Genomic DNA, 21687 nt, shown 5'->3' on the forward strand with positions numbered 1-21687 from the left:
CTACGTAGTGGCGGCGACATCCGCCGCGGTCCGTGGGCCGTACTCCTCGACGAGCTCGCGGCGCAGCACCTTTCCGGTCGGTGTCGTGGGCAGCGAATCCCGGAACACGACACGGTCGGGCGTGCGGGAGCCGCGCAGCCCGGCCCGGACGTAGTCGCGCAGCGCGGCAGGATCGGGTGTCGCGCCGTTGACGGGCACCACCACCGCCACGATGATCTGGCCCCATTGCGCGTCCTCCACGCCGATGACCGCGACCTCGCGCACCGCGGGATGTTCGACCAGCACATCCTCGATCTCGGCCGGTGCGATGTTCTCGCCGCCGCGGATGATCGTGTCGTCGGAGCGGCCGCCGATGAACAGGTAGCCGTCGGCGTCGAGCATCGCGACGTCCTTGGTCGGGAACCATCCCTCGTCGTCCAGCACCGACCCGATCCCGGTGTACCGGCCGGACACCTGCGGACCTCGCACGAACAGCTCCCCCGTCACGCCCGCGGGTAGTACCCGGCCGCTGTCGTCCCGGATCTGCACCTCGATGCCGGGCACCGGCTGCCCCACGGAGCCGAGCCGCCGCGCGACCGCCGGGTCCGCGCAGCGGTGCGCGGCCCGGTGGTCCTCCGGCCCGAGCACCGCGATCGTCGAACTGGTTTCGGTCAGGCCATAGGCGTTGACGAAACCCACCCCGGGCAGCAGGTCGAGCGCCTTACGGACCAACGGCAGCGCGACCTTCGATCCGCCGTAGGCGAGATTGCGCAACGTGGGCAACTGTGCGCCGGAGCGCTCCAGTTCGGTCACGATGCGATCGAGCATGGTCGGCACCACGGTCGCGGTGGTGACCCCCGCGTCGGCGACCAGCTCGATCCATCGCGCGGCGTCGAAGGTGCGCAGGTACACCATCGTCCGGCCCGCGTACAGATTGGAGAGCGCGGCGCCGATACCGGCGATGTGATAGGGCGGCACACAGATCAGCGCGGCGTCCGCGGGTCCGGCCGAGCCGAAGTCGACCGTCCCGGTGATGTAGCTGACCAGATTGTTGTGCGACAGCTCGACCGCTTTGGGCCGCGAGGTCGTCCCCGACGTGAACAGCACCACGGCCACCTGGTCGGGGTCGGGCGGATCGGCGTCGACGAGCGCATCGGCGGTGGCGGCCGCGTCGGCGAAGGCCCGCGACCGCATGATCCTGCCGCCGAAGGAGCCGACGATGTCGTGGTACTCGTCGTCGCAGACCACCAGCGGATCGTCGAGCCGAGCGATCAACTCGCGCAAGGAGTCGGCGCCGAGTCGATAATTCAACGGCGTGAAGGGAATTCCGGCTCCTGCCGAAGCGAAGATCAGCAGCGGCAGCAGATGGCCGCCGGTGCCCACGTAGGCCACGCTGCGTGCGCCGGAGTTCCCGATCACCGCCGCGCCGCCCTGCGCGCGCTCGTTCAGCTCGGCCGCGGTCCAGCGCAGCTCGTCGCACACCACCGCAGGCCGGTCCGGGTTGCTCGAGGCAGCCATGTCCAGCAAGAGCGAAACGCTCATTCCGCACCCTCTCCGCGACCGCCCTCCGGGCGCGCTTCGATATCCACATTCTCCTCATTGGAGAATATCATATTCACACCTGCGACCACGGCCCGCCGGAACGATCGGTTCCGACCGGCCGGACGGGGGACAACCCCTGGACAACCGCTTCCCTCTCAGCCGGAGGCATCCTTCGGCAACCACCTGCCATCGGACGGTTGCGCGAGTTGAGCATCCCCGGCGGCTTGCAAATTGGCTGGAAACAACATTTACGCAGTACATTGCCGTAATCAAGTCCCGAAAAGAAGCTTGATACGAGCTAGCTCGCATCCACTGTGATAACGTCATTCTCATTCCTTGTCTTACCCATCAGGATCGGACGACGGCCAAGTCGGCCCGCGCGATCCGATGCGATGCCGCGGAGGTGGTGATGAGCCCGAGTACCGGAAACGACGTGAAGCCGCCACCCGTACGGGACGGAGCCGAACAGATCCCGGGCGACGACTCGCCCCGCGACCCCGATGTCGACGAACTCGCGCTGGCCGCCGAGGCGGCGGAGGCGGAGGCACAGGCAGCCGAGGCGCGTGCCGCGGCGGCCAGGGCACGGGTGCGCGCGGCCGAGGGCCGCCGCCGAGCACACGCCATGTCACGACGCACCGGCTCCGCGGCGCCGGACGGAAAGCCGAAGGTCTCGGATCCAGCCGCCGAGCCCGGCGAACCCGGAGACGATCACGCGGCGGATGACCGTTCCGATCCCCACCCGACGGGCGGCGCGCAGGCGAGCCCGTCGGCCGACGAGGACCGTGACGCCACCGCGAATACCGCCGAACCCGAATCCCTTCCGCGCCGCGCGCAGCTCCGCGACATCATCGCTGGGCGCCTTCGCCGTCGCTCCGTGATGGTCGTCGGCGCCCTCGCCGTGATCGCCCTCGCGCTCGCGGGCAGCGGATACACGGTGTGGCACCATCACGAGGCCACCGAGAAAGACCGGCGCGCAGCCGAGTTCACCGCCGCCGCACGGCAGGGAGTGGTGGCCTTGACGACGCTCGACTTCAACCGGGCGAAAGAGGACGTGCAGCGGGTCCTGGACAACTCCACCGGGTCCTTTCGCGGCGACTTCCAGGCGCGAGCCGCGGATTTCACGACCGTGGTCCAGCAGTCGCAGGTCGCCACGGCGGGCAAGGTGAACGCCACCGCGATCGAGTCGATGACGGAGGATTCCGCGGTCGTGCTGGTCGCCGCGACGTCGCAGGTCACCAATTCCGCGGGTGCGCGACAAGAGCCGCGCGCCTGGCGACTGAGCGTGACAGTGAGCCGGGACGGAGATCAGCTCAAGATGTCGAAAGTCGAGTTCGTCCCGTGACCCACGACAGCACGTCGGCCGTTCCGGGCGCCGCCGAATCGAAACGGGAAGCGTGGGCGCGGTACGGGCCCGCCCTGCTCGCGGCACTCGTCGTCGCCGCGGTCGCCACCGCCGCGTGCCTGTTCCTCCTCCAGTACCGGCCGGACCGCCGAGCCGACGACGACAGCGCGGCGGCGCTCGACGCCGCCTCCCGCGGCACGGTCGCGTTGTTGTCCTACGCGCCCGAAACCCTCGACCAAGATCTCGGCACGGCGAAGTCCTTCCTGACCGGCGACTTCCTGGCGTACTACAGCCAGTTCACCCAGCAGGTGGTGGCCCCGGCCGCCAAGCAGAAGTCGGTCCGGACGACCGCGACCGTCGTCCGGGCGGCGGTGTCGGAACTGCGCACGGACGAGGCCGTGGTCCTGGTGTTCATCAACCAGACCACCACGAGTACGGAGAAGCCCGACCCGGCGCTGGCCGCCAGCAGTGTCCGAGTCACGCTGCGCAAGGCCGAGGATGCCTGGCGGATCTCGGCGTTCGACCCGGTCTAGCCCACCGTACCCGGCGCCAGCCGCTAGGGAAATTTAATTCTCTTTCACAGAGAGCGGGCTACAATTTAGGTATGCCTGACCTCTGGAGCGAGCTGCTCGCCTGCCTCGACCTCCGCCAGCGGCCGACGTCTCCTTCCCCCGGAGCGGCGCAGACCCGCCCTGGAACCGGAGGCCGCCGCCGGGAGACGCTGACCGTCTACGAGGGATCGAGTCAGCGGCTGGACTGCGGATGGCTGTACGGCGGGCAGTTGCTGGCACAGATCGTGCGGGCGGCCATGTGCGCCTGCCCCGCCAAGGCCGTCAAATCCCTGCACGCGGTGTTCGCCCACGAAGGCAAGGGCGACGCCCCGGTCTTCTACATCGTGCAGCGCCAGCACGAAGGCCGCTCGTTCGCGGCGCTCACGGTCACGGCCCGGCAGAAACGAGACATCGTGGCCACGGCGGTCGTCTCGATGCACGCCCACGAGGACGGCCCGGAACACCAGACCGTCCCGGACATTCCAGACGTGCCCGGACCACGGCACCGCACCGAGGTACACATCCTGCCGTGGGAGACCCGATCGACCGCCGATCTGGACGCGACCGGCGCGCACCCGCCCGACTACGAGCTGTGGATGCGAACCCCCCGCGTACCCAGCGAATTCGGCGCCGCCCTGGCCGCCTACGCGACCGACCTGAGTCCGATCGGAACCGCCCTGCGCCCGCTGGAAGGCGTCGGCCAGAGCGGCAACGGCACCGCGTTCACCTCGGCCACGACCACCCACTCGGTCTGGTTCCACCGCGCGTTCCGCACCGACGACTGGTTGCTGCTACGCCACCACAGCCCGCTCGTCGCGCACGGCCGCTGCTTCGGCAAAGGCGACATCCTCACGCAGGACGGGACGCTCGTCGCCTCGTTCGCCCAGGAGGGCCTGCTGCGGTTCCGCCCGTGACCAGCCTCCCCGCCCCTCCTCGACGCACGGAACGGACGAGCCATGGACCCGAATCCCCGGTCATACGGTCATGACGCACGGGCGGCAAGCCCCTACCGGGTCGTCCAGTGGGGAACGGGCGGTGTGGGTGCGCACGCGCTGCGCGCCGTGCTGAACCATCCCGATCTAGCGCTCGCTGGTGTGCGAGTCCACGATCCCGCCAAGGCCGGGATCGACGCGAGCGTCCTGTGCGGATCGGGCGGCACCAGCGGCGTCGCGGCCACCACGGACGTCGACGAGATCCTGGCACTCGGCGCGGACTGCGTGCTGTACATGCCGCGGCTGTTCGACGCCGACGACGTCTGCCGTCTTCTGGTGGCCGGCATCAACGTGGTCACCACCCACGGCGATCTCCGGCACCCGGACACCGTCGACCCCGCGGTGTGCGCCCGCGTCGAGGCGGCGTGCTGGTTCGGCGGCGCCTCGATCCTCAGCACCGGCATCGCCCCTGGCTTCGTCACCGAAACCCTTCCCGTCGCGCTCAGTTCGATCCAGCGCAGCATCGACCGGATGTCGATCGAGGAGAGCGTCGACCTCGCCCGACGGGGGACGTCGCGATTACTTTTGGAGACAATGGGTTTCGGCGCCGCCCCCGCGCCGTTCGACGAACAGCGCCTGGCCCACGCGGAACAGACCTTCGGCCCGTCGCTGCGGCTGGTCGCCGACGCCGTCCGGCTGCCCCTCGACGCGTTCGACGTCCGCGGCGAGGTGGCGCTCGCGGCGGACGACGTCCCGCTGGAGTGCACCACCCTCGCGGCGGGTACGGTAGCCGCGCAGCGCATCACGGTCTCCGGGCGGGGCGCCGGGCGGGTCCTGCTCCGGTTGCGGTCTACCTGGTACTGCACGCCCGCGCTCCGCCCCGCGTGGCCGGTACGCGCCACCGGATGGCATGTGGCGATCGACGGGGAGACTCCGATCGAGATGGATCTGCGCTATCCGGTGGACCCGAACGGGATGAGCGCCATCTCGCCGCGGTATGCCGCCAACCGCGCCGTCAACGCCGTGGCGTACCTGTGCGCCGCCCCACCGGGTATCCGCACCACGCTCGACCTTCCTCCGCTGACCGCGAATCTGGGCTGATTCGCGACCGCAGCGTCCTCATCACAGCCCGAATAGACGGGACGGTGGACGTCCTCGGTCCCGAACGACTCTCTGCCCAGGCGATAAGTGCGCCGACCCGCGGCCGACGAGCCCGCGTCCCGATTCGCACTCATGTTGTGCAGAATGGACATATTCAAATTAGAGAGTGGTATTCTCACAATATGAACGACGGAGGCGTGCCCGCCCGGCAGAGCGAAACAGGCGCCACACGAGGCGGCTTCGCGCCCGACGAGCCACATGTGCACACTCCGGCGTCGGCGCGCACCCCTGAGGCCCGCCGAACGGGGGCGCCGCGAGCCCGCGAGCTTCCCAGCCGCTTGTGGAAACACAGCCGTCCGTCGCGGGTGGACGCGCCGAGCGGCGACGCCCCGCTGCGCATGACGGTCCGGGACGTGCTGGACTACTTCGCGAAATGCCCCGACTGCGGATACCCCGCGCAGGCGTCGGCCACGGTGCGGGAACTGCGTGACGGGCGGGTCGAGACCGAGGTTCGCCCCAGTTGCGGGCTTCCCTGCGGCTGGCAGGGAAGCCCCCGGATCTCCATCAGCGGAACCGGCTCGGCTGCGGCGCGGCAATAGCCCGCGAACCCGTCGCGACGCCCGGCCAGGCCGGGCGCCTTTCGCTGCCGGCGTTCGTCTTTCGCGTTCAGCCCACGGCGACCAGATCGGTGCCGCCCCACAGTCCGGTCAGCAGCAGCTCCCCGCTGCGGAACGTCTCGGCGTCGGCGATCCCGGCGGCCGGCACACCCGCCGCCGCCAACGCACAGCCCTTGAACGCCTGCGCGGCGACGCTCAGCCGATGATGCACCGTGCCCAGTCTGCCGTCGAGTTCCTCGGGCAGTTCCTCTCCCCACAGCGCGACTTCGATCAGACCGTGGTCCAAGCAGTCCAGCACCCCGTGCCGGACGCGGCCGTCGGCGGCGAACAGCTCCGGAGCCACCGCCACCGCATGCGGCCAGGTGTCGTGCACCGGCGTCGCGAGCGAACCCTCGAGATCCAGGACGGTGGCGCCGAGAATCTGCAGGGGTCGTACGTCGGAGCAGTCGGCCAGCAGCACGGTGACCTCCCAGCCCGCCATCGTCCGGTCACATAGCCAGCCGCCCGCATGCCGTACCACGTCGACAGCCGTCGCGGCGACCACGGCGAGCCGGTAGCGCAGCAGGTGCTTGCGCGCGTGCGCGCGCCACCCGGCGACCGAATGCGCTCCACCGAAGCTCTGGTCGACGGAGTCGAAATATTGAGCAGCCATGCTCACCCTCCCTGCACTGGGCCCATCGGCCGATCTCGAGCTGCGGGGCCGCGCCCCACGGAGGTCACCGATTGTGTTCGGTAACACACTCTCGTTCATTGAAACGTAGCTTCTCTTTAGAAGAGAATCAATACTCGATCGGCGGCGTCGAGAGCCCTGAACTGACCCTACGTTCCGAGCGGATCACAAGTCCGTCCACGCAACACGCAACCCCCCATACCCGTCCGACCCGCGCATTGACTACAGTCCACGCCTTTGGAAATGTAGTAGTCGCATTTGAGAGTTATATTCTCTTAACTGACAGGAGAAGGCCGATGAGTGTGACCCCGCTTCCAGAGGACCAGTGGGACGACGCGGTGGATGCCGCACTGTCGCGCATGCTGCCCGCGGATCGTCGCAACCCACGCGCGGCGGGGAACGCACTCGCGACGATGGTCCGCCATCCGGCCCTCACGAAGGCTTTCCTGGGCTTCAATGTCCATCTGCTGTTCGGGTCGACGCTGCCGGCACGCTTGCGGGAAATCGCCATCCTGCGGGTCGCACACCAGCGCGGCTGCGAATACGAATGGCATCACCACGTCCGAATGGGCGCCGAGGCCGGGCTGACCGAGGACGAGATCGCCGCGGTCCAAGGCGCGGCAGCCGCCGCGGACGAGTTCGACCGCCTGCTGTTGCGGGCGGTGGACGAACTCGGGGAGAAATCAGCGCTGTCCGAGGAGACCTGGGCCGCCCTGGGCGAACGTCTCGACGAGCGGCAACGCATGGACCTGGTGTTCACGGTCGGCGGATACACCACGCTGGCAATGGCCTTCAACACCTTCGGCGTGCAGGTCGAACATTGACGTCGGCGCCGACCCGGCGCGATCACCGGGTCGGCAACGTGTTCCGGAGGTCAGCCGCGCGGCAGGCCGAGTACTCGCTGCGCGATGATCGTGCGCTGGATCTCCGAGGTGCCGCCCGCGATCGTGCCCGCGAAACTCCGGATGTAGCGCTCGAACCAGCCGGAGGAGAAGTGGTCCAGATTCAGGGGATTCGGGCGGGAGCTCATGGCGGGGTGAGCCAGCCCGTCCACCCCGACGGCGTTCAGCGCCTGTTCCGACGCCGATTGCACGGCTTCCGAACCGAGGACCTTGAGGATCGACAGGGCAGGCACGTCCTGCTCGCCGCGTGCCTCCCGCGCCAGAGCCGCCGAACCGAGCAACCGCAGGGCGTGCGAGTCCATGATCAGCTTGGCGTAGGCGTCGCGGTCGAGCACGCTCCGCGGGCGGAAGTCCCCCAGCAGGTCCTCGAGCCGGTCGGCGTACCCCAGCCACAGCAGAGTGCGTTCGTGACCGAGTGAGCCGGTGGCCACCGACCAGCCCTCGTTCGGCGCGCCGATCAGGTTCTCGGCCGGGACCCGGGCGCCTTCGAAATAGACCTCGTTGAAATCCAGGTCGTCCGGCGAGCACACCGAGGAAAACGGACGTCGGGTGACCCCGGGTATGTCGGTCGGGATCAGCAGAACGCTGATCCCTCGATGCTTCGGGGCGGCGGGATCGGTGCGGACGAAAGTCAGCAGCACGTCGGCGTCGTGCGCGCCGGAGGTCCACACCTTCTGCCCGTCGACCACGTAGTCGTCGCCGTCCCGCACCGCCCTGGTGCGCAGCGAAGCCAGATCCGAACCCGCTCCCGGCTCGCTCATCCCGAGCGCCGCGGTGATCTCGGCCCGCAGGATCGGCACCGCCCAGCGCCGCTTCTGCTCCTCGGTGCCGAACGACAGCAGTGAGGCCGCGACGATCCCCACGCCTTGCGGATTGAAGCTGTGGTAGATCCGCCGCTTGGACAGCTCCTCCAGGTGCACGTACTGCTGCAGTACCGTGGCGTTGCGCCCGCCGAACTCCGGCGGATTCGCCGGGAGCAGCCAGCCGTTGTCGAACAGCAGGCGTTGCCACCGGCGCGCCCATTCCGGCACGTGCGCACTGGATTTCGAGCGCTGCACGGCCTCGGCCTCGCTGGGTAGATGCTCGGTCAGGAACGCGACGAACTCGGCGCGGAATGCCTCGACGTCGGGATCAAAGGTGAGCTGCACGGTATTCCTCCACGATGAGCGCTCGATGCTCGGCCGCGCCGCCGAGCATCAGCTCGCTCGCCTTGGCCCGCTTGAGCGCGAACTGCAAGTCGTTCTCCCAGGTGAAACCCATGGCGCCGAACAGCTGGATGCCGTGGCGGAAGACCAGCGCCTGGCACTCCCCCGCCGAGGCCTTGGCCATGGACGCCGCCATCCGGCGCCGCGGGTCGTCCGCGGCCAGGCACAACGCGGCGAAGTAGCCCAGCGCCCTGGCCCGCTCGATCGCGATGTGCATGTCGGCGGCCTTGTGCTGCACCGCCTGGAACGAGCCGATGATCGTGTCGAACTGGCGGCGGCCGCGCACGTGCTCCAACGCGAGGTCGAGGATGCGCTGGCAGGCGCCGACGGTGGTCAGCGCCAGGCCGGTGAGGGCGTGCTGCCGAGCGCGTTCGGGATCGACCTCACTGCGGTCACCGTCGGTGACCAGCACGCCGGCGAAGCACACCTCCGCGACGTGCAGCACCGGATCGAAGACCGAGACGCGGCGCGCGGTCACCGCCGCGGCGGGCACGACGAACACACCCGCATCGGTGACCACCGCGAACCGCTCCGCCCGGTCGCCGTCGAGAACGTTGTGCGCCGTGCCGTCCAATCGCCATCCCGAGCCGTCCCGCCTGGCGACGACCCCGGAATAGACCGCCGCGCACGGCCGTTCGACTCGCGCCTCGCCCGGGACGAGCGGAGCGAACTGGGACGTCGAGGCGAGGAAAGGGGTGGGGTCGGTGGCGCGCCCCAATTCCTCGAGCACGATGCCCAATTCGACGGCGAGGGACGGGTCGGTCAGCTCGGTCCAGCCGACGTCGACATAGGTCTGCCACAGCGGATCGGGCTCCGAATCCTTGTCGACGATGTCCCGGATCAGAGCGGGTGGACACTGCTTCGCCGTGACCTCCCGCGCCGTCTCGCGCAATAGTCGCTGGTCGGCGTCGAACTCGAACAGCATGTCGACCTTCTTCCCTGTCGCAGCACCGCGTGCATTGAACAGAGAATATCATTCTCGTTTTGGAAAGTCGCCCTCCGCCGGATCCGGTCCAGTCAGACGGTGTGCGCTTCGGAGACCCGGCTCGTAGCCCGGACGAGCGCCGCGTTCACCTTACGGACGAAATCCAGCAGGGTTCGCAATGTCGCGTCGTCGTCCGGCATGCCTTCGTCGAGCGCGGCGAGTTCCCCGTACAGCGGCGCCACCGCCACCTCCGCCCGGACCGCCACGAGTTCGACCCGGACCCGCCGCCGGTCTTCCGAATCCCGGCTCCGCCGCACATATCCCGCCCGCTCCAACCGATCGACCACCGTGGTGATCGCACCGCCGCGGGTGACGCCGAGCTGGTCCGCCAGCTGGCCAGGAGTGAGCGGGCCCTGCATGCTGAGCAGGTTCAGCGCACTGAGATCGGTGACCGTGATGCCGAGCCGCGCGGCGACCGCCGAATGGAACACCACCGTCTGGGTGGCCTGCCTCCGCAACTCTTCGCGCACCGCACCCAAGGTCTCCTCCCGCGTGCTCGGTACCGCCATCGCCGCTCCCTCCGCCAGATCTCTCCATGATCGAGATACTCTGCACGCGAGAATAACCCCGCCGCGGAGGATGCGGCGGAACTCGGGTTCGGTCGGCTATTGCGGCGTGCAGCAGGTGCGCCTGGGTGAACAGCGTCGCGCACGCCCCGTATCGACCAGGCAGCGACGGCACCACCCGTGCTGGGCGGGAAGCCCGCGCCCAAGCGCGAACACCAGCGGGAAGCATGCGGACGCTAGTCGTCCACAACCCAATCGACGAGGCCTGGGTGGACCCGGCACGCCGCGACACGCGTGAATCGATTCAGCAGGCACCCGGGCGGGCGGGGGCCTATCGCGCCCTTCGGTTCTCCAGACAAGCGTGCCCGCAGTCCGTTTCGCCACTGATCGCGGCCTTGCCCCCGGCGGGATCGATCCGCGAACCGATCGCCGGACCCATCAGCGGAGCGGTCCAGGGGCGCCGACGACGGCAGCCTGAAAAGCCTGCACCCGCGGCATAGACGGAGCGCTCCATCCTGCACCGATCATTCGCTCCGCCGCGCCCTGGCACGTCGTTTGCCCTCGTGCATGGCCTGAACCCGGGCCACTGGAATCGTGTGCCCCTCCTCGACCAAATCCGGAGGAAGATGCTGCGGGGCAGGCATCTCCGACTGCCACGGATCGTCGTCGCCGAGCAGGCCCGGCACGGTCCGCACAGTGAAATCAGTCGGCGTCACCACGTCGAGGTCCGACCAGCGCAGCGGGAACGACACGGTGACACCCGGACGGATACGCGGACTGTAGGCCGCGGCCACGGTGGCACCACCCGCACGGGTGGCGTCCAGAAAGACCTTGCCGTGGCGGTCTTCCCGGATGAACGCTGTCGTGCCGACCGACGGATCGATCCGCTCGGCTCGCGCCGCCACAGCCCGCGTCGCCGCGGCCGCATCCTCGACGTCGATTCCCGGGACCACCGGCACGAACACATGCAATCCCCTGGAACCGCTCGTCTTCACCGCTCCGGACAGCCCGTCCGCGGTCAGCGCTTCCCGGATCAGCCGGGCACCTGCCACGGCGTCGGCGAAGACCTGCCCCGGTGAGGGATCGAGATCGAGCACCAGATGCGTGGGTTGCGGTGCGGATTCCGCGAGGAACAAGGTGGGGTGGTATTCGACCGCCCGCTGATTACCGAACCAGATCAGCGTCCGTAGGTCGTCACAGAGCGCGTAGGTGATCTCCCGCCGCGAACTCTCCGCCCAGACCTTCGTCCGCGCCACCCACTCCGGCGTGTACTTCGGGAGGTTTTTCTGCGTGAACGGCGCCTGCCCCGGCCGCACCCGTACCACCGACAGCGGCCGTCCGCGCAGCACCCCGAGCAACCGTTCCCCGGCGAACTCCAGATAGTCCACCAGATCCCGTTTGCTCGCCTCGGCCTCGTCGAACAACGGCTGATCGAGATTGGACAGTTCGACCCCGTGACGCAGCTCGCCTCCCGCCATCGCTCCACCCTCCCCCACCACCGGGCGCCGGTCAATTACCGGAGGTGGCGAACTGGTTTCCCACTCGCTTCCCAGCGGCTTGGATCAGCTTCCACCTCTCCATCGATGACCTCAACACCGCTTGGTCGCCTCGGCACCGTCGAACAGCGGTTGATCAAGGTTGGACAGCGCAACGCCGTGGCGCACCTCTTCCTGGCGCACCGGGCCACCCTGCCCGCCCGCGCCACCCAGGTCAACCCGCCGCGGCGCCGCGCGGTAACGATCCGGCAGCTTCCGGCGCGGCGGAGGGATGCGGGTGTTCAATCCCGGACACGAAAGGGAATTCAAGCCTCGAGGCCTCGCGCCGTGAGACCTGAGGAGGACCCCATGGACAAGCCGGTGTGCACCGATTGCTGGCGCCGTGACAACCTCAGCTTCGCGCAACGACTGGACCCCGCGTTCATCTCGCCCGGTCCGGTACATCGATGCGCGTCGCACCTGACCCTGCAGCAGGATCTACCCGGCGGACCCGGGAGCGCCCCGCAGGCCGCGTAAGCGTCTCGCGGAACCGGCGGCGAACCCGGACAGCCTCCATGGCTAGATCCGCGCGCTGGCCGCTTGATCGCCGACGCGTGCGGCGCGCGTGACTTTCCCGGATTGATTGCGGCCGCTCCTAACGGGAAACCGGGGACAACGAACGACATCCAGACCCGAAGTTCTCCGGCGGCTTGTCGCGGGTCTTCCCCGCACAGCGGGGTGTCGCACGATCACAGGAGGTGTTGCCTTGTCTGTCGACCGGCACGACGGGTATGCCGCGACGGGCGCTGACCGCCCTGACGGCCCGGTCCATCGGGGTGCGGCCGCCGAACGATTCGCCGTCCGTAGTGCCGCGGCGTTGCTGGGCGTCGCGGCCGTCGGTATCGGGTTCGGTGTGCTCACGGCACTGGTCCGGGCGCGGTGGGAACCGATGCAGACAGCGGATCAGGCGGTCACGGACAGCCTGGTCTCCGTGGTGGCGCAGAACAGGCTGCTGCAGAACGTTCTCACCGGCCTCACCGATCTCGGAGGGACAAGCACGCTGCTCCTGGTGCTCGCCGTGGGCGCGCTGTGGCTGCTGCTGCGTCGTCTACCACGACTCGCCGTCTACGTGGTGCTCACAGGTGCGGGCGGACTGATCCTCAACCCGGTCGTCAAAGAGCTTGTCGCACGGCTACGCCCGGTGGTGGAGACTCCCGTCTACAGCACAGGCGGGTGGAGTTTCCCCAGCGGTCACGCGATGAGCTCACTGGTGTGCTACGGCGTTGTTCTGCTGGTTTTCGCACCCGCCCTGCAAGCGGGCCCACGCCGCGCGCTGACCGGGTTCGCAGTCCTGATCGTGATCGCGGTCGGGCTGAGCCGGATAGCCCTGGGCGTGCACTACCTCACCGACGTCCTCGCGGGCTGGCTTCTCGGTTCGCTCTGGCTCGTGCTGGCCACCGTCGCGTTCCACCGATGGCGTGGCGACGCCCGAGTCGACAACGCAGGCCCGTTACCCGGTGACCTACCGCCGTCCGACGAAGACGATTTGCGGCCGGTCCCGCTTCGGCATCCGCCTACCCTGCCCCACCCATGGCGAGGGATCGGCGAACTCGCCGTCGCGTGGGTGCTGCTGGTCGGACTGCTCGCCGGAATCGGCATGCTGGTGCGCGCGCCGGAGACCGAGACGCCCGTCCTGCGGTGGGATCACAGCATTGTGGCAGCGCTCGCCGAGCACCGGAACCCGACGCTCACCTCCGTCCTCGGCGTGTTCGGCGACCTCGGCAATACCACCGCGGTCATCACGGCCGCCCTGATCGTCGCCGCACTGGCGGTGGGCCTGCTCCGCAGCTGGCGACCGGTGTTGTTCCTCGGCATCGCACTGCTGGGTGAGATCACGCTGTTTCTCACCATCGCCACGATCGTCGACCGCGACCGCCCTCAGGTCGCACACCTCGATCCCCAGCTTCCACCCACCGCCAGTTTCCCTTCCGGGCACGTCGCCGCCTCGCTGACGCTTTACGGAGGCACCGCCGCACTCCTGTGGGCCACCACCCGGCGAGGCCGGTACCGGGTTCTCACCGCCGCACCGATTCTGATTCCCGCGCTGGTGGGCGTGCAGCGAATCTATGCCGGTGCGCACCACCCCACCGACGTCATCGGCGCGGTCCTGCTGGCTTCGATATGGACCGCGATCGCCTGGTGGGTCGTCGAACCCGTCTCGACCTCTGGGCGGTCGTCGGGCGCCAACTCGTCGGTCATGTCCGGCGTCTGGCCAAGGAGAGCCGGCGGGTGGCGTCCGTCTGCACCGGCGTCACCATCCTGGCCGCGGCCGGCATCCTGGGCGGCAAACGTGCAACGACGCATTGGCAGTACGCCGGTTCATTCGCCACCCGCTACCCCGAAGTCACGGTCGACCCTCGCCCGATCTTCATCCGCGACGGACGCGTCACGACAGCGGCCGGAGTGACCAGCGCGCTGGATCTGGCACTCGCCTTCATCGAGGAAGACCACGACGCCGAAGTAGCGCGAACGGTATCCCGCTATCTGGTGACCTACCTGCAAAGGCCCGGCAACCAAGCACAGATGAGCGTCTTCACCGCGAGTCCGCCGCCGGAGCACGATCTCGTCCGCCGGGTCACCGCTTACGTGACCGCCCACCTCGACGGTGACCTCTCCACGGCCGCGTTGGCGGCGCACGTCGGTGTCGGGGCGCGCCACCTCGCCCGGCTTTTCGTGGACCAGATCGGCTACCCGCCCGGCCGATACGTCCGCAAGGCGCGCGTCGAAGCGGCCGCGAATCTGCTCATCACGACATCGCTGCCGATGACGGGTATCGCTCGGCGGTGTGGGTTCGGCTCAGCGGAGACGCTCCGCCTGGCCTTCCTCCAGCAGTACGGGACGTCGCCATCGCGATTTCGCGCAACGCACGTTCGTCGAGCCGGATGAGCATCTTTCGCGTCGCGCAGGTCAACTGCCATCCCGACCGTGTCCAGGAGCAGCGGTCCACGATTCCAGTCGATCGCGGGTCTTTCGCGTATCCGGATGGTCTTCTCCGAACACACGTCGCTGCACGGCGAGCAGTTCCGCATAACAGCGACGGGCGCCGACGGCGTCGCCGGCACGGCCGGTCCATTCGGCGAGGTTCTCCCGGGTGAGAAGGGTCTCGAAGTCCGCTTCGCCGTAGCTCCGCAGACGAGTCTCGAGCAGGTCGGCGAACATGTCCCGCGCGGTGGTGAAGCGACCGCTGCGGCCGTACCAGTAGGCCAGATTGCCTTTGGCGACCAGCGTCGCGGGATGTTCGGTGCCGGAGATCCTTTCGCGCAAATCCAGCACTTCGCGATGCAACTGGACGGCATCCTCGGTTTCGCCGGCCATCCCGGTCCACCACGCGAGGTTGGACATGGCCCACAGCGTGTCGGAATGTTCGGTCCCCAGCACCTCGATACAGACCGGGACCAATTCCGAGCAGATCCGCAGAGCCGCGGCGGCGTCACCGGATTCACCGATCCACCGTGCGTATTGGTCGCGGACGCGAAGGACGTCGTTGTGGGTGGCGCCGAGGACACGCTCGAGCACGGGGAGGAATTCGGCGTACCGGTCACGCGCTCCGGCGATATCTCCGCTCTGCCCGATATAGAAAGCGAGGTCCGCGCGTATCCGGAGAACGTCGGGGTGTTCCGGTTCCGAGATCGCCAGTTGCAGCGGCAGCAGGTCGTCGAGCATCGCGATCGCGAGCCGATTGTCGCCGCAATATGCGATCCAGTTCGCGAGTTGCACTCGCCAGGTGAGTGTTTCGCTGTGGTCGGGGCCGAATATTCGCGTGCAGTCCTCGACCAGCTCGGCGAACATCGCCCTCGCCGCGTGCGGATCACCCGCGTCGCCGGTCCAGCGTGCGAGCCGGGCGCGCGCGGCTATCCGGTGGACGTCGTGCGGCGGCAACGCCTCTTCGAAGGCCACCAGCCAGGTCGCCCATGAGGCTCGGTTGTCGATCGCTCGGCGTCCGGAATCCGCGCGGTCGAGGAATTCCACCGCGCGAGCGGCAGCTCCGCTCCCGAGGAAGTGACGCGGCGCCGCCGACTGCGCATAGGTGTCCATGTCGGGCCCGGTCAGCTCCGTCAGCGCGGACGCGAGAACCGAATGGGCGTCGAGCAGGGTAGTGGGATGGTCCGCGGTAGCGGCGGCCTCGAGAAGTGGGTCGGCGAACGTCGAATGCGCCAAGCCCACCCGCTCGTCCTCCGCACCCGGATGTCCTCGCGCCACCAGAATGCCGAGATCCACGACGACGTCGCGCAGTTGGGGCAGCGCCACCTGCGGTCCGAGTTTGTTCAGGGCCTCGCAGATCAACCGCAGTGGAGCGACCGGACCCGGTCCGACCGCCGCGAGCAGTGCGACCAGACGACCGGTCGACGCGGCACGGGCACGATGGCGGGCAGCGGTGCGGAAACGGCGCACCACGAGCGAGTGCAGGTTTACCGCTCCGGTCGGCCGGTCGAAGGCCCAGTCGACCTCGGAGATCAGCCGCGGAACGAGCCAGCCGCCGCCGATGGCTGTGATCTGCGCGCCGAGCGCACGGTCCAGGTCAGGGGGGACATCGCGATCGGATGAGGCCAGTTCGTGCAAGATTTCCGGCAGCGATGGGGGATGTACCGGGATTACCCGCGCGTGTGCGAGTTCCGGCCGATCCTCGACCCTGGTGCCGGACCGGATGGCGACGACCACGCGGACATGGCGGAGCCGGTCATCGGTCGTCAGGGTGACCACCGCCGCGATGAGACCGTCGCGGCCACCCTCCTGCGGTTGATCCAGTCCGTCGATGAGGATGCGGATGCGGCGACCGGGCGTACGCAGGCGCGACAGCGGCCGCACGACGCGGATCTCGAACTCGCTGAAGCGATCGTAATCGGTCAGCTCCGCGCGTACGGACTGCTGTGCCGCACGGAATTCGTCGCCGAACCGCTCGCCCAGTTGCGCCTCCAACTCGCCGATCATGGTCTCGACGGTGCCGGAGACGTCGAGGAAGATGGCCGCGGAGACGTATTCCGCGGTGAGCGATCCCAAAGCGGGTGTCAGGCCCGGACGGATGAGGAGGGAGATTATCGTCGATTTACCGGCTCCGGCCGGGCCGACCAAAGCTTGCAGCCGGTCCCCTGCCGACTCGACCATCGCGACGAGGGTTTCCTGAACCGTGGTGGTCGCCGACACAGTGTGAACCAGTTGATCGACCAAACCTGCCGCCGGGCGTCCGATCACGGCATCGCGCAGCCGTGCCCGGTTCGGAACCAGCCACAGGCCGAGGTCGCCGCGGCGAACTCGGGAGCCGTTGAACGACAGATGCCGTGGCGTCTGCCATTCACACGCGATACTGAGTTCGGGAGTGAGATCGGCACACAGCAGGTTCGTGCCGCTGCGATCCAGTCCGCTCTGGAATGTTCGCAGCAGCGTGCGGGTGAAGCACCCGTCGTAGGCGTTGCCCTGGTCGGAGGCGACGAGCAATTCCATTCGCCCCGCGGCCTTCTCCAGAATTCTGACCCATCGGCTACCCGCTCCGAGCGCTCCCGCTCCGGCCTCGCACGCGTCGACGAGGACGATCAGCCCGTCCAGTGACTGGGTCCCACCCAATTGCTCGGCGACCACATTGACCAGATGCAGGCCGACATCGGAGTCCAGCGGCTGCGCCGAGTCGCGGGCGAGCAGGAAGAAGTCTTCCTCGTTGACGGTGAAGCCATGGCCGACGAACGCGATCAGCAATGTCGCGCCCGCCTCGTCCGCGCGCCGGAAGGCCGCTTTCACATTGCTTTTGAGCTCGGTGATCGTCGGATCCAACAGCGGGCCGCGGTCGACAGGTCGCCATCCGCCCGCCGTCACGAGGGTCGCGTGCAAGGCTTGTGCGAGTTCCGCCGTGAAGCCGAGCCGCGGAAAGTGCTCACATTCGCATCCGATAACGAGCATCAACCTGTCGGCCATGGTGAAACTATCGGGTAGATCCCCGAGACACACAACTACGCCGGCAAATAGTCGGATTCGAGTAGTGGCGATGGCGCAGACACGTATCCGGAATCGGCGCGGACGAGTAGCCGATCCTCGTGACAGCGTCGTCCCGGGCGTGGACCATATGAGCAGCAGGGCGATTCGAGGGTCGCCGGACCGTTTTCACGCTCTGGTTCAGGAGGAAGAAAGCAATGTTCCCGACTCACAGGCGCCTGTCGCTCGGCGGAATCGTCCTCTCCCTGGTCGCGGTGCTCGGCTCCGCGACGCTCAGCGGCACCGCATCAGCGCAATCGTCGCCCAAGGTCTTCACCTGGGACCACGACATACGCGAGGGTGACTGCACGATGTTCCGCGGCGCGCGATGGGTACTGAAGGTAGACGGCAACGCCCATTTCACGGCCAAGGTCACCAGCAGCGACGACCACGACGCCTGGCTGATGTGGGCCCAGCTCCACGATGCCGGTGGGCAGTACCTCGGCAACATCATCGCCCACCAGCAAGGGGAGATCGCCAAGTTCGTCATCGACCTCCCCGACAGCAGCAGGCAGTACGACTGGTGGGTCCACGGCACCTTCGACCCCGCTCTCCTTCCCCGCATCGACCACATGTCCTTGCGGTCCGCCTGCTGACCGGTACGCGACCGCAGCTCCCCCACGGCGCGTTCCTCCTAACCGATGGCGACCTCACCGCAGCGAAGTCCGTCTACCAGCAGGTCGTCCCCTCTGGACACCCGGACATATCGCATTCTCGGAGGTATGTGTGGTCACCACCCTGTCCCATCCGGACCGGCAGCTCGACCTGGCCTCTTCGAAGCACTGACCGATATCGGTCCACCTCAGTGGGCCAGGACAAGAGGAGCGAAGTCAGCCCGCGGCTTGCACTGCGGCCGGTGCCGAAATCGTCGACGTCGACGCATGTGCGAGTTCGAACCAGAGAACGGCCCGAACCTCGAAAGGTTCGGGCCGTTCGATTGTGGTGCGGTTTCAGACGACGAAGTCGCACATCGCTGCTCGACACCGAGAGGTGACGGCTGCGCGGGATGGATCGCCGTGCGCGTCGGGCGCCTGCCGCCGAGCGCGGTGTCAGCGCAGTGCGCCGCGACGGCCGGTCACCAAGCCGACCAAGAACAGCAGGACAACCGCGCCGCCGAGGCAGGTGAAGAAGCTGAACCACAGCCCGCCGCCCTCGACATCGACGCCCAGCAACTTGAGCAGGAATCCGCCGAGCAGGCCGCCGACGATACCCACCACGATGTTCAGCAGAATGCCCTGCTGAGCATCGGTTTTCATGATCTTGCTGGCGATCCAGCCGGCCAAGCCGCCGATGATGATCCATCCGAGGATTCCGAGACCGAGCATCATATTCTCCGATTCATCGAGTTTTGCCCGCATGCTGATCCAGCGAGCTGTCTGTTCTCGCCATACCCCGGACGCGGGCCGTCAATCGCGTTGCCCGACTCAGGCGCATGGCCGCGGCTGGCAGAGGGCAGCTCAGGCGCATCCTTCGAGGGTCGCGTGCGCCAATTCCGTTACCACGTCGCCGATTTCGTGGCGCTCACGCATCGCCTGGATCTGGCGTCGAGCCCCGTTCCCGCGCTCGTCGAGGGCGGCGATCGCTTGGGCGACGAAGGGGCGATCACCGAAGTCCCGCAGCGCCGGCTCGATGTGACCGACGAGTTTGTCCAGCAATTCGCGGTGTGGGACCACACGGCCTTCGAAGGGGTCGAGCCCGTCGCCATCCAGACCCGATTGCGCGGCGTTCCAATAGGCGGCGCGAAGCACTTCGGCGGGAATGGGCGGAGCGGCTTCGCCACGCTCGATCGATCGCAGGCCCGTGGCGACGGTGGCCCTGATCAACGTGGCGAGCAGCGCCGCCTCCTCCGCGGTGGCGGGTACGTCGCTGACCCGTATCTTCACGGTGGGAAACGACTCCGACGGACGAATGTCCCAGTACACCATCTTGTTGTCCAGAATGCTGCCGCTGGTGTGGGCGCGCCTGTTTCGGGGTCGGTCAGCAGGAATTCCTCCTCGACACCGACAGTCGGTACGTGGTTGTCCATGGTCACGCCCTTCGATTCGCGGTCATCGGTCCGTTCACGTCCACACCAGTCCTCCTCCACCACAACCTTCGAGCCCGCAGGCATTCGATCGCGCGCCGATGGGTTCAGGCGGGACCTGTCTGCCGTGCCGTCGGTGCGAACGAATGTGTTCGGGCCGTACCCTCGGCGTACGTGCCCAAACAGCCGGACACGGCTCCGACGGCGTCCGCGGGTGAGGTGCGGCTGCCTCACATACCTTGCAGGAGTGGGCGACTCGGGCCGCAGCGCGGGCGGCGGAATGATCGCCGACGGTTCTCCGGTCGCGCGTGACGGTGACCGGCACCAGCTTTCTGGAAGGTGGCACGATGAGCGTTGTCACCCTCACTGCGGTGTGCATCAGCAAACCTCCCCGGCGGGCAAACACGGCGCAACGACCGTTGATGCCGCACACTGCTCCCATGGCAACGCCCGAATCGCGAACAGGAACGATGTTCCGGTGGACCCAGGTCGACACCGGCGGCGTGATCGCCCCCGACGAGCGATTGACCTGGCCGCGCACGATCGGAATCGGTGTGCAGCATGTGGTGGCGATGTTCGGCGCCACCTTCCTCGTGCCGGTGCTCACCGGGTTCCCACCGTCCACGACGCTGCTCTTCTCCGGGGTCGGCACCCTGCTGTTCCTGGTGATCACGCGCAACCGGCTGCCGAGCTATCTGGGTTCGAGCTTCGCGATCATCGCTCCGGTCCTCGCGGCCACTGCCTCTCAGGGAAGGGGTGCGGCCCTCGGCGGGATCGTCGTGGTGGGCGCCCTGCTGATCGTCATCGGCGTGGTGGTGCACTTCGCAGGCACCCACTGGATCGAGGCGCTGATGCCGCCGGTGGTCACCGGCACCATCGTGGCCCTCATCGGGCTGAACCTGGCGCCGACCGCCAAGGCGAACTTCGAGAAGGACGCGATCACGGCGACGGTCGTGCTCATCCTGCTGATCCTGTGTCTGGTGCTCTTCCGCGGGTTGCTCGGCCGGCTGGCGATCGTCGCCAGTGTCGGGCTCGGTTATGTGCTCGCGCTCGCGCGCGGTGAGGTCGACACCGCGGCGATCGGGGACGCGTCCTGGGTAGGGCTGCCCGACTTCCACGCGCCGAGCTTCCACCTCGCGGTGATCCCGATGTTCCTGCCGGTGGTCCTGGTGCTCGTGGTGGAGAACATCGGGCACGTCAAGTCGATCACCACGATGACCGGTATCGACTACGACCGGCGAATCGGCCGCGCGCTGGCGGCCGACGGTCTGGCGACGGCGCTCGCCGGCAGCGGCGGCGGCTCCGCGACCACCACCTACGCGGAGAACATCGGCGTGATGGCCGCGACGAAGGTGTACTCGACCGCCGCCTACTGGGTGGCCGGCGCCGCGGCAATCGTGCTGAGCCTGTCACCGAAGGTGGGAGCGGTGATCGCCGCCATCCCGGCCGGGGTGCTCGGTGGTGTGACAACCGCCCTCTACGGCCTGGTCGGGATTCTCGGCGTGCACATCTGGGTGAGCAACCACGTGAACTTCGGCCAGCCGATCAACCAGTTCACCGCGGCCATCCCGCTGGTCATCGGCATCGCCGACTTCACATGGGTGGCGGGCGATCTCGACTTCGGCGGCATCACGCTCGGCGCCCTCGCCGCGCTCGTGATCTACCACGCGATGCGGCTGATCGGAGGACGGCGCGGGACGGTCGCACCCCAGCACGCGCACGACGTGACGAAGTCGGCGGAACCGACGGATCGGTGACCCTCGCTGGTACACGGCACCGGTGGTTGAAGACCCACGATCCGGGTAGGCAGGAATCGAACACCTGTTCTGCCGAGCG

At 68.1% G+C, this 21687-nt stretch carries 20 protein-coding genes and 2 pseudogenes; 12 read left to right on the forward strand and 10 right to left on the reverse strand.

The window, feature by feature from the left end; all coding sequences use genetic code 11:
- Positions 1–1521 carry a class I adenylate-forming enzyme family protein gene (locus LTT66_RS34785; protein WP_233062714.1) on the reverse strand — a complete coding sequence of 507 codons (1521 nt, stop codon included), beginning with the start codon at positions 1519–1521 and terminating at the stop codon, positions 1–3.
- Between the two features lie 409 nt (positions 1522–1930).
- Here LTT66_RS34785 and LTT66_RS34790 point away from each other — a divergent pair, with 409 nt between their 5' ends.
- From LTT66_RS34790 to LTT66_RS34810, 5 genes are all read left to right on the forward strand, one after another.
- Entirely contained in the window at positions 1931–2863 is a 933-nt protein-coding gene (locus LTT66_RS34790; protein WP_233062715.1) for a hypothetical protein, read from the forward strand.
- Positions 2860–3396, forward strand: a complete 537-nt coding sequence (locus tag LTT66_RS34795; RefSeq protein ID WP_233062716.1) for a twin-arginine translocation pathway signal — start codon at positions 2860–2862, stop codon at positions 3394–3396. Before LTT66_RS34790 ends, LTT66_RS34795 begins: the two co-directional genes overlap by 4 nt.
- Positions 3397–3467: 71 nt before the next feature.
- A complete protein-coding gene (locus LTT66_RS34800) occupies positions 3468–4328 on the forward strand; it encodes an acyl-CoA thioesterase (RefSeq protein WP_233062717.1) in 861 nt (286 codons plus the stop codon).
- A 42-nt stretch (positions 4329–4370) separates the two neighbouring features.
- A complete protein-coding gene (locus LTT66_RS34805) occupies positions 4371–5447 on the forward strand; it encodes an NAD(P)H-dependent amine dehydrogenase family protein (RefSeq protein WP_233062718.1) in 1077 nt (358 codons plus the stop codon).
- Positions 5448–5629: 182 nt separating this feature from the next.
- Entirely contained in the window at positions 5630–6046 is a 417-nt protein-coding gene (locus tag LTT66_RS34810) for a hypothetical protein (protein WP_233062719.1), read from the forward strand.
- A gap of 67 nt (positions 6047–6113) precedes the next feature.
- Here the strand turns inward: LTT66_RS34810 and LTT66_RS34815 are convergent, their stop codons facing one another.
- Entirely contained in the window at positions 6114–6626 is a 513-nt protein-coding gene (locus LTT66_RS34815) for a hypothetical protein (RefSeq protein ID WP_181724357.1), read from the reverse strand.
- Positions 6627–7030: 404 nt separating this feature from the next.
- Here LTT66_RS34815 and LTT66_RS34820 point away from each other — a divergent pair, with 404 nt between their 5' ends.
- Positions 7031–7558, forward strand: a complete 528-nt coding sequence (locus LTT66_RS34820) for a carboxymuconolactone decarboxylase family protein (protein WP_233062720.1) — start codon at positions 7031–7033, stop codon at positions 7556–7558.
- 50 nt (positions 7559–7608) lie between these two features.
- Here LTT66_RS34820 and LTT66_RS34825 read toward each other — a convergent pair whose 3' ends face one another.
- The 5 genes from LTT66_RS34825 to LTT66_RS34845 form a co-directional block, all read right to left on the reverse strand.
- Positions 7609–8784, reverse strand: a complete 1176-nt coding sequence (locus LTT66_RS34825) for an acyl-CoA dehydrogenase family protein (protein ID WP_233062721.1) — start codon at positions 8782–8784, stop codon at positions 7609–7611.
- Complete coding sequence (locus tag LTT66_RS34830) at positions 8768–9766, reverse strand: acyl-CoA dehydrogenase family protein (RefSeq protein WP_233062722.1); 999 nt, start codon at positions 9764–9766, stop codon at positions 8768–8770. Before LTT66_RS34830 ends, LTT66_RS34825 begins: the two co-directional genes overlap by 17 nt.
- A 92-nt stretch (positions 9767–9858) precedes the next feature.
- Entirely contained in the window at positions 9859–10335 is a 477-nt protein-coding gene (locus LTT66_RS34835; RefSeq protein WP_233062723.1) for a MarR family transcriptional regulator, read from the reverse strand.
- A gap of 521 nt (positions 10336–10856) precedes the next feature.
- Positions 10857–11810 (reverse strand): DNA polymerase domain-containing protein, encoded by a 954-nt coding sequence (locus LTT66_RS34840; protein WP_233062724.1) that lies wholly within the window; start codon positions 11808–11810, stop codon positions 10857–10859.
- A gap of 111 nt (positions 11811–11921) precedes the next feature.
- The gene (locus tag LTT66_RS34845) at positions 11922–12113 is read right to left on the reverse strand and encodes a hypothetical protein (protein ID WP_233062725.1); all 192 of its coding nucleotides are present in this window, start codon (positions 12111–12113) and stop codon (positions 11922–11924) included.
- A gap of 63 nt (positions 12114–12176) precedes the next feature.
- Between LTT66_RS34845 and LTT66_RS34850 the strand changes: the two genes are divergently transcribed.
- The 4 genes and pseudogenes from LTT66_RS34850 to LTT66_RS34865 all read left to right on the forward strand — a co-directional run bounded on the left by LTT66_RS34850 (position 12177) and on the right by LTT66_RS34865 (position 14753).
- A complete protein-coding gene (locus LTT66_RS34850) occupies positions 12177–12344 on the forward strand; it encodes a hypothetical protein (protein ID WP_233062726.1) in 168 nt (55 codons plus the stop codon).
- Between the two features lie 412 nt (positions 12345–12756).
- Positions 12757–13956: pseudogene (locus tag LTT66_RS34855) on the forward strand (phosphatase PAP2 family protein); the annotation flags it as partial.
- 32 nt (positions 13957–13988) lie between these two features.
- Positions 13989–14252: pseudogene (locus LTT66_RS34860) on the forward strand (DJ-1/PfpI family protein); the annotation flags it as partial.
- 18 nt (positions 14253–14270) lie between these two features.
- Positions 14271–14753 (forward strand): GlxA family transcriptional regulator, encoded by a 483-nt coding sequence (locus LTT66_RS34865; protein ID WP_233069502.1) that lies wholly within the window; start codon positions 14271–14273, stop codon positions 14751–14753.
- Positions 14754–14774: 21 nt separating this feature from the next.
- Here LTT66_RS34865 and LTT66_RS34870 read toward each other — a convergent pair whose 3' ends face one another.
- Positions 14775–17771, reverse strand: a complete 2997-nt coding sequence (locus LTT66_RS34870) for a tetratricopeptide repeat protein (protein ID WP_233062727.1) — start codon at positions 17769–17771, stop codon at positions 14775–14777.
- 215 nt (positions 17772–17986) lie between these two features.
- Between LTT66_RS34870 and LTT66_RS34875 the strand changes: the two genes are divergently transcribed.
- A complete protein-coding gene (locus LTT66_RS34875; RefSeq protein WP_233062728.1) occupies positions 17987–18424 on the forward strand; it encodes a DUF6294 family protein in 438 nt (145 codons plus the stop codon).
- A gap of 453 nt (positions 18425–18877) precedes the next feature.
- Here the strand turns inward: LTT66_RS34875 and LTT66_RS34880 are convergent, their stop codons facing one another.
- Together LTT66_RS34880 and LTT66_RS34885 are read right to left on the reverse strand one after the other, a co-directional pair.
- Positions 18878–19153 carry a GlsB/YeaQ/YmgE family stress response membrane protein gene (locus tag LTT66_RS34880; RefSeq protein ID WP_181723656.1) on the reverse strand — a complete coding sequence of 92 codons (276 nt, stop codon included), beginning with the start codon at positions 19151–19153 and terminating at the stop codon, positions 18878–18880.
- Between the two features lie 132 nt (positions 19154–19285).
- Positions 19286–19753, reverse strand: a complete 468-nt coding sequence (locus tag LTT66_RS34885) for a glutamate--cysteine ligase family protein (RefSeq protein WP_233062729.1) — start codon at positions 19751–19753, stop codon at positions 19286–19288.
- 568 nt (positions 19754–20321) lie between these two features.
- Between LTT66_RS34885 and LTT66_RS34890 the strand changes: the two genes are divergently transcribed.
- Positions 20322–21608 (forward strand): uracil-xanthine permease family protein, encoded by a 1287-nt coding sequence (locus LTT66_RS34890; RefSeq protein ID WP_408638884.1) that lies wholly within the window; start codon positions 20322–20324, stop codon positions 21606–21608.
- Positions 21609–21687 lie beyond the last annotated feature (79 nt).

The sequence above is a fragment of the Nocardia gipuzkoensis genome (genome assembly GCF_021183645.1).
GTDB lineage: Bacteria > Actinomycetota > Actinomycetes > Mycobacteriales > Mycobacteriaceae > Nocardia > Nocardia abscessus.

Coding starts and splice junctions, on each gene's coding strand:
- LTT66_RS34785 (WP_233062714.1), bottom strand. CDS start 1,521: ATGAGCGTTTCGCTCTTGCTGGACATGGCTGCCTCGAGCAACCCGGAC.
- LTT66_RS34790 (WP_233062715.1), top strand. CDS start 1,931: ATGAGCCCGAGTACCGGAAACGACGTGAAGCCGCCACCCGTACGGGAC.
- LTT66_RS34800 (WP_233062717.1), top strand. CDS start 3,468: ATGCCTGACCTCTGGAGCGAGCTGCTCGCCTGCCTCGACCTCCGCCAG.
- LTT66_RS34805 (WP_233062718.1), top strand. CDS start 4,371: ATGGACCCGAATCCCCGGTCATACGGTCATGACGCACGGGCGGCAAGC.
- LTT66_RS34810 (WP_233062719.1), top strand. CDS start 5,630: ATGAACGACGGAGGCGTGCCCGCCCGGCAGAGCGAAACAGGCGCCACA.
- LTT66_RS34820 (WP_233062720.1), top strand. CDS start 7,031: ATGAGTGTGACCCCGCTTCCAGAGGACCAGTGGGACGACGCGGTGGAT.
- LTT66_RS34830 (WP_233062722.1), bottom strand. CDS start 9,766: ATGCTGTTCGAGTTCGACGCCGACCAGCGACTATTGCGCGAGACGGCG.
- LTT66_RS34835 (WP_233062723.1), bottom strand. CDS start 10,335: ATGGCGGTACCGAGCACGCGGGAGGAGACCTTGGGTGCGGTGCGCGAA.
- LTT66_RS34840 (WP_233062724.1), bottom strand. CDS start 11,810: ATGGCGGGAGGCGAGCTGCGTCACGGGGTCGAACTGTCCAATCTCGAT.
- LTT66_RS34850 (WP_233062726.1), top strand. CDS start 12,177: ATGGACAAGCCGGTGTGCACCGATTGCTGGCGCCGTGACAACCTCAGC.
- LTT66_RS34870 (WP_233062727.1), bottom strand. CDS start 17,771: ATGGCCGACAGGTTGATGCTCGTTATCGGATGCGAATGTGAGCACTTT.
- LTT66_RS34875 (WP_233062728.1), top strand. CDS start 17,987: ATGTTCCCGACTCACAGGCGCCTGTCGCTCGGCGGAATCGTCCTCTCC.
- LTT66_RS34880 (WP_181723656.1), bottom strand. CDS start 19,153: ATGCTCGGTCTCGGAATCCTCGGATGGATCATCATCGGCGGCTTGGCC.
- LTT66_RS34885 (WP_233062729.1), bottom strand. CDS start 19,753: ATGGTGTACTGGGACATTCGTCCGTCGGAGTCGTTTCCCACCGTGAAG.
- LTT66_RS34890 (WP_408638884.1), top strand. CDS start 20,322: ATGTTCCGGTGGACCCAGGTCGACACCGGCGGCGTGATCGCCCCCGAC.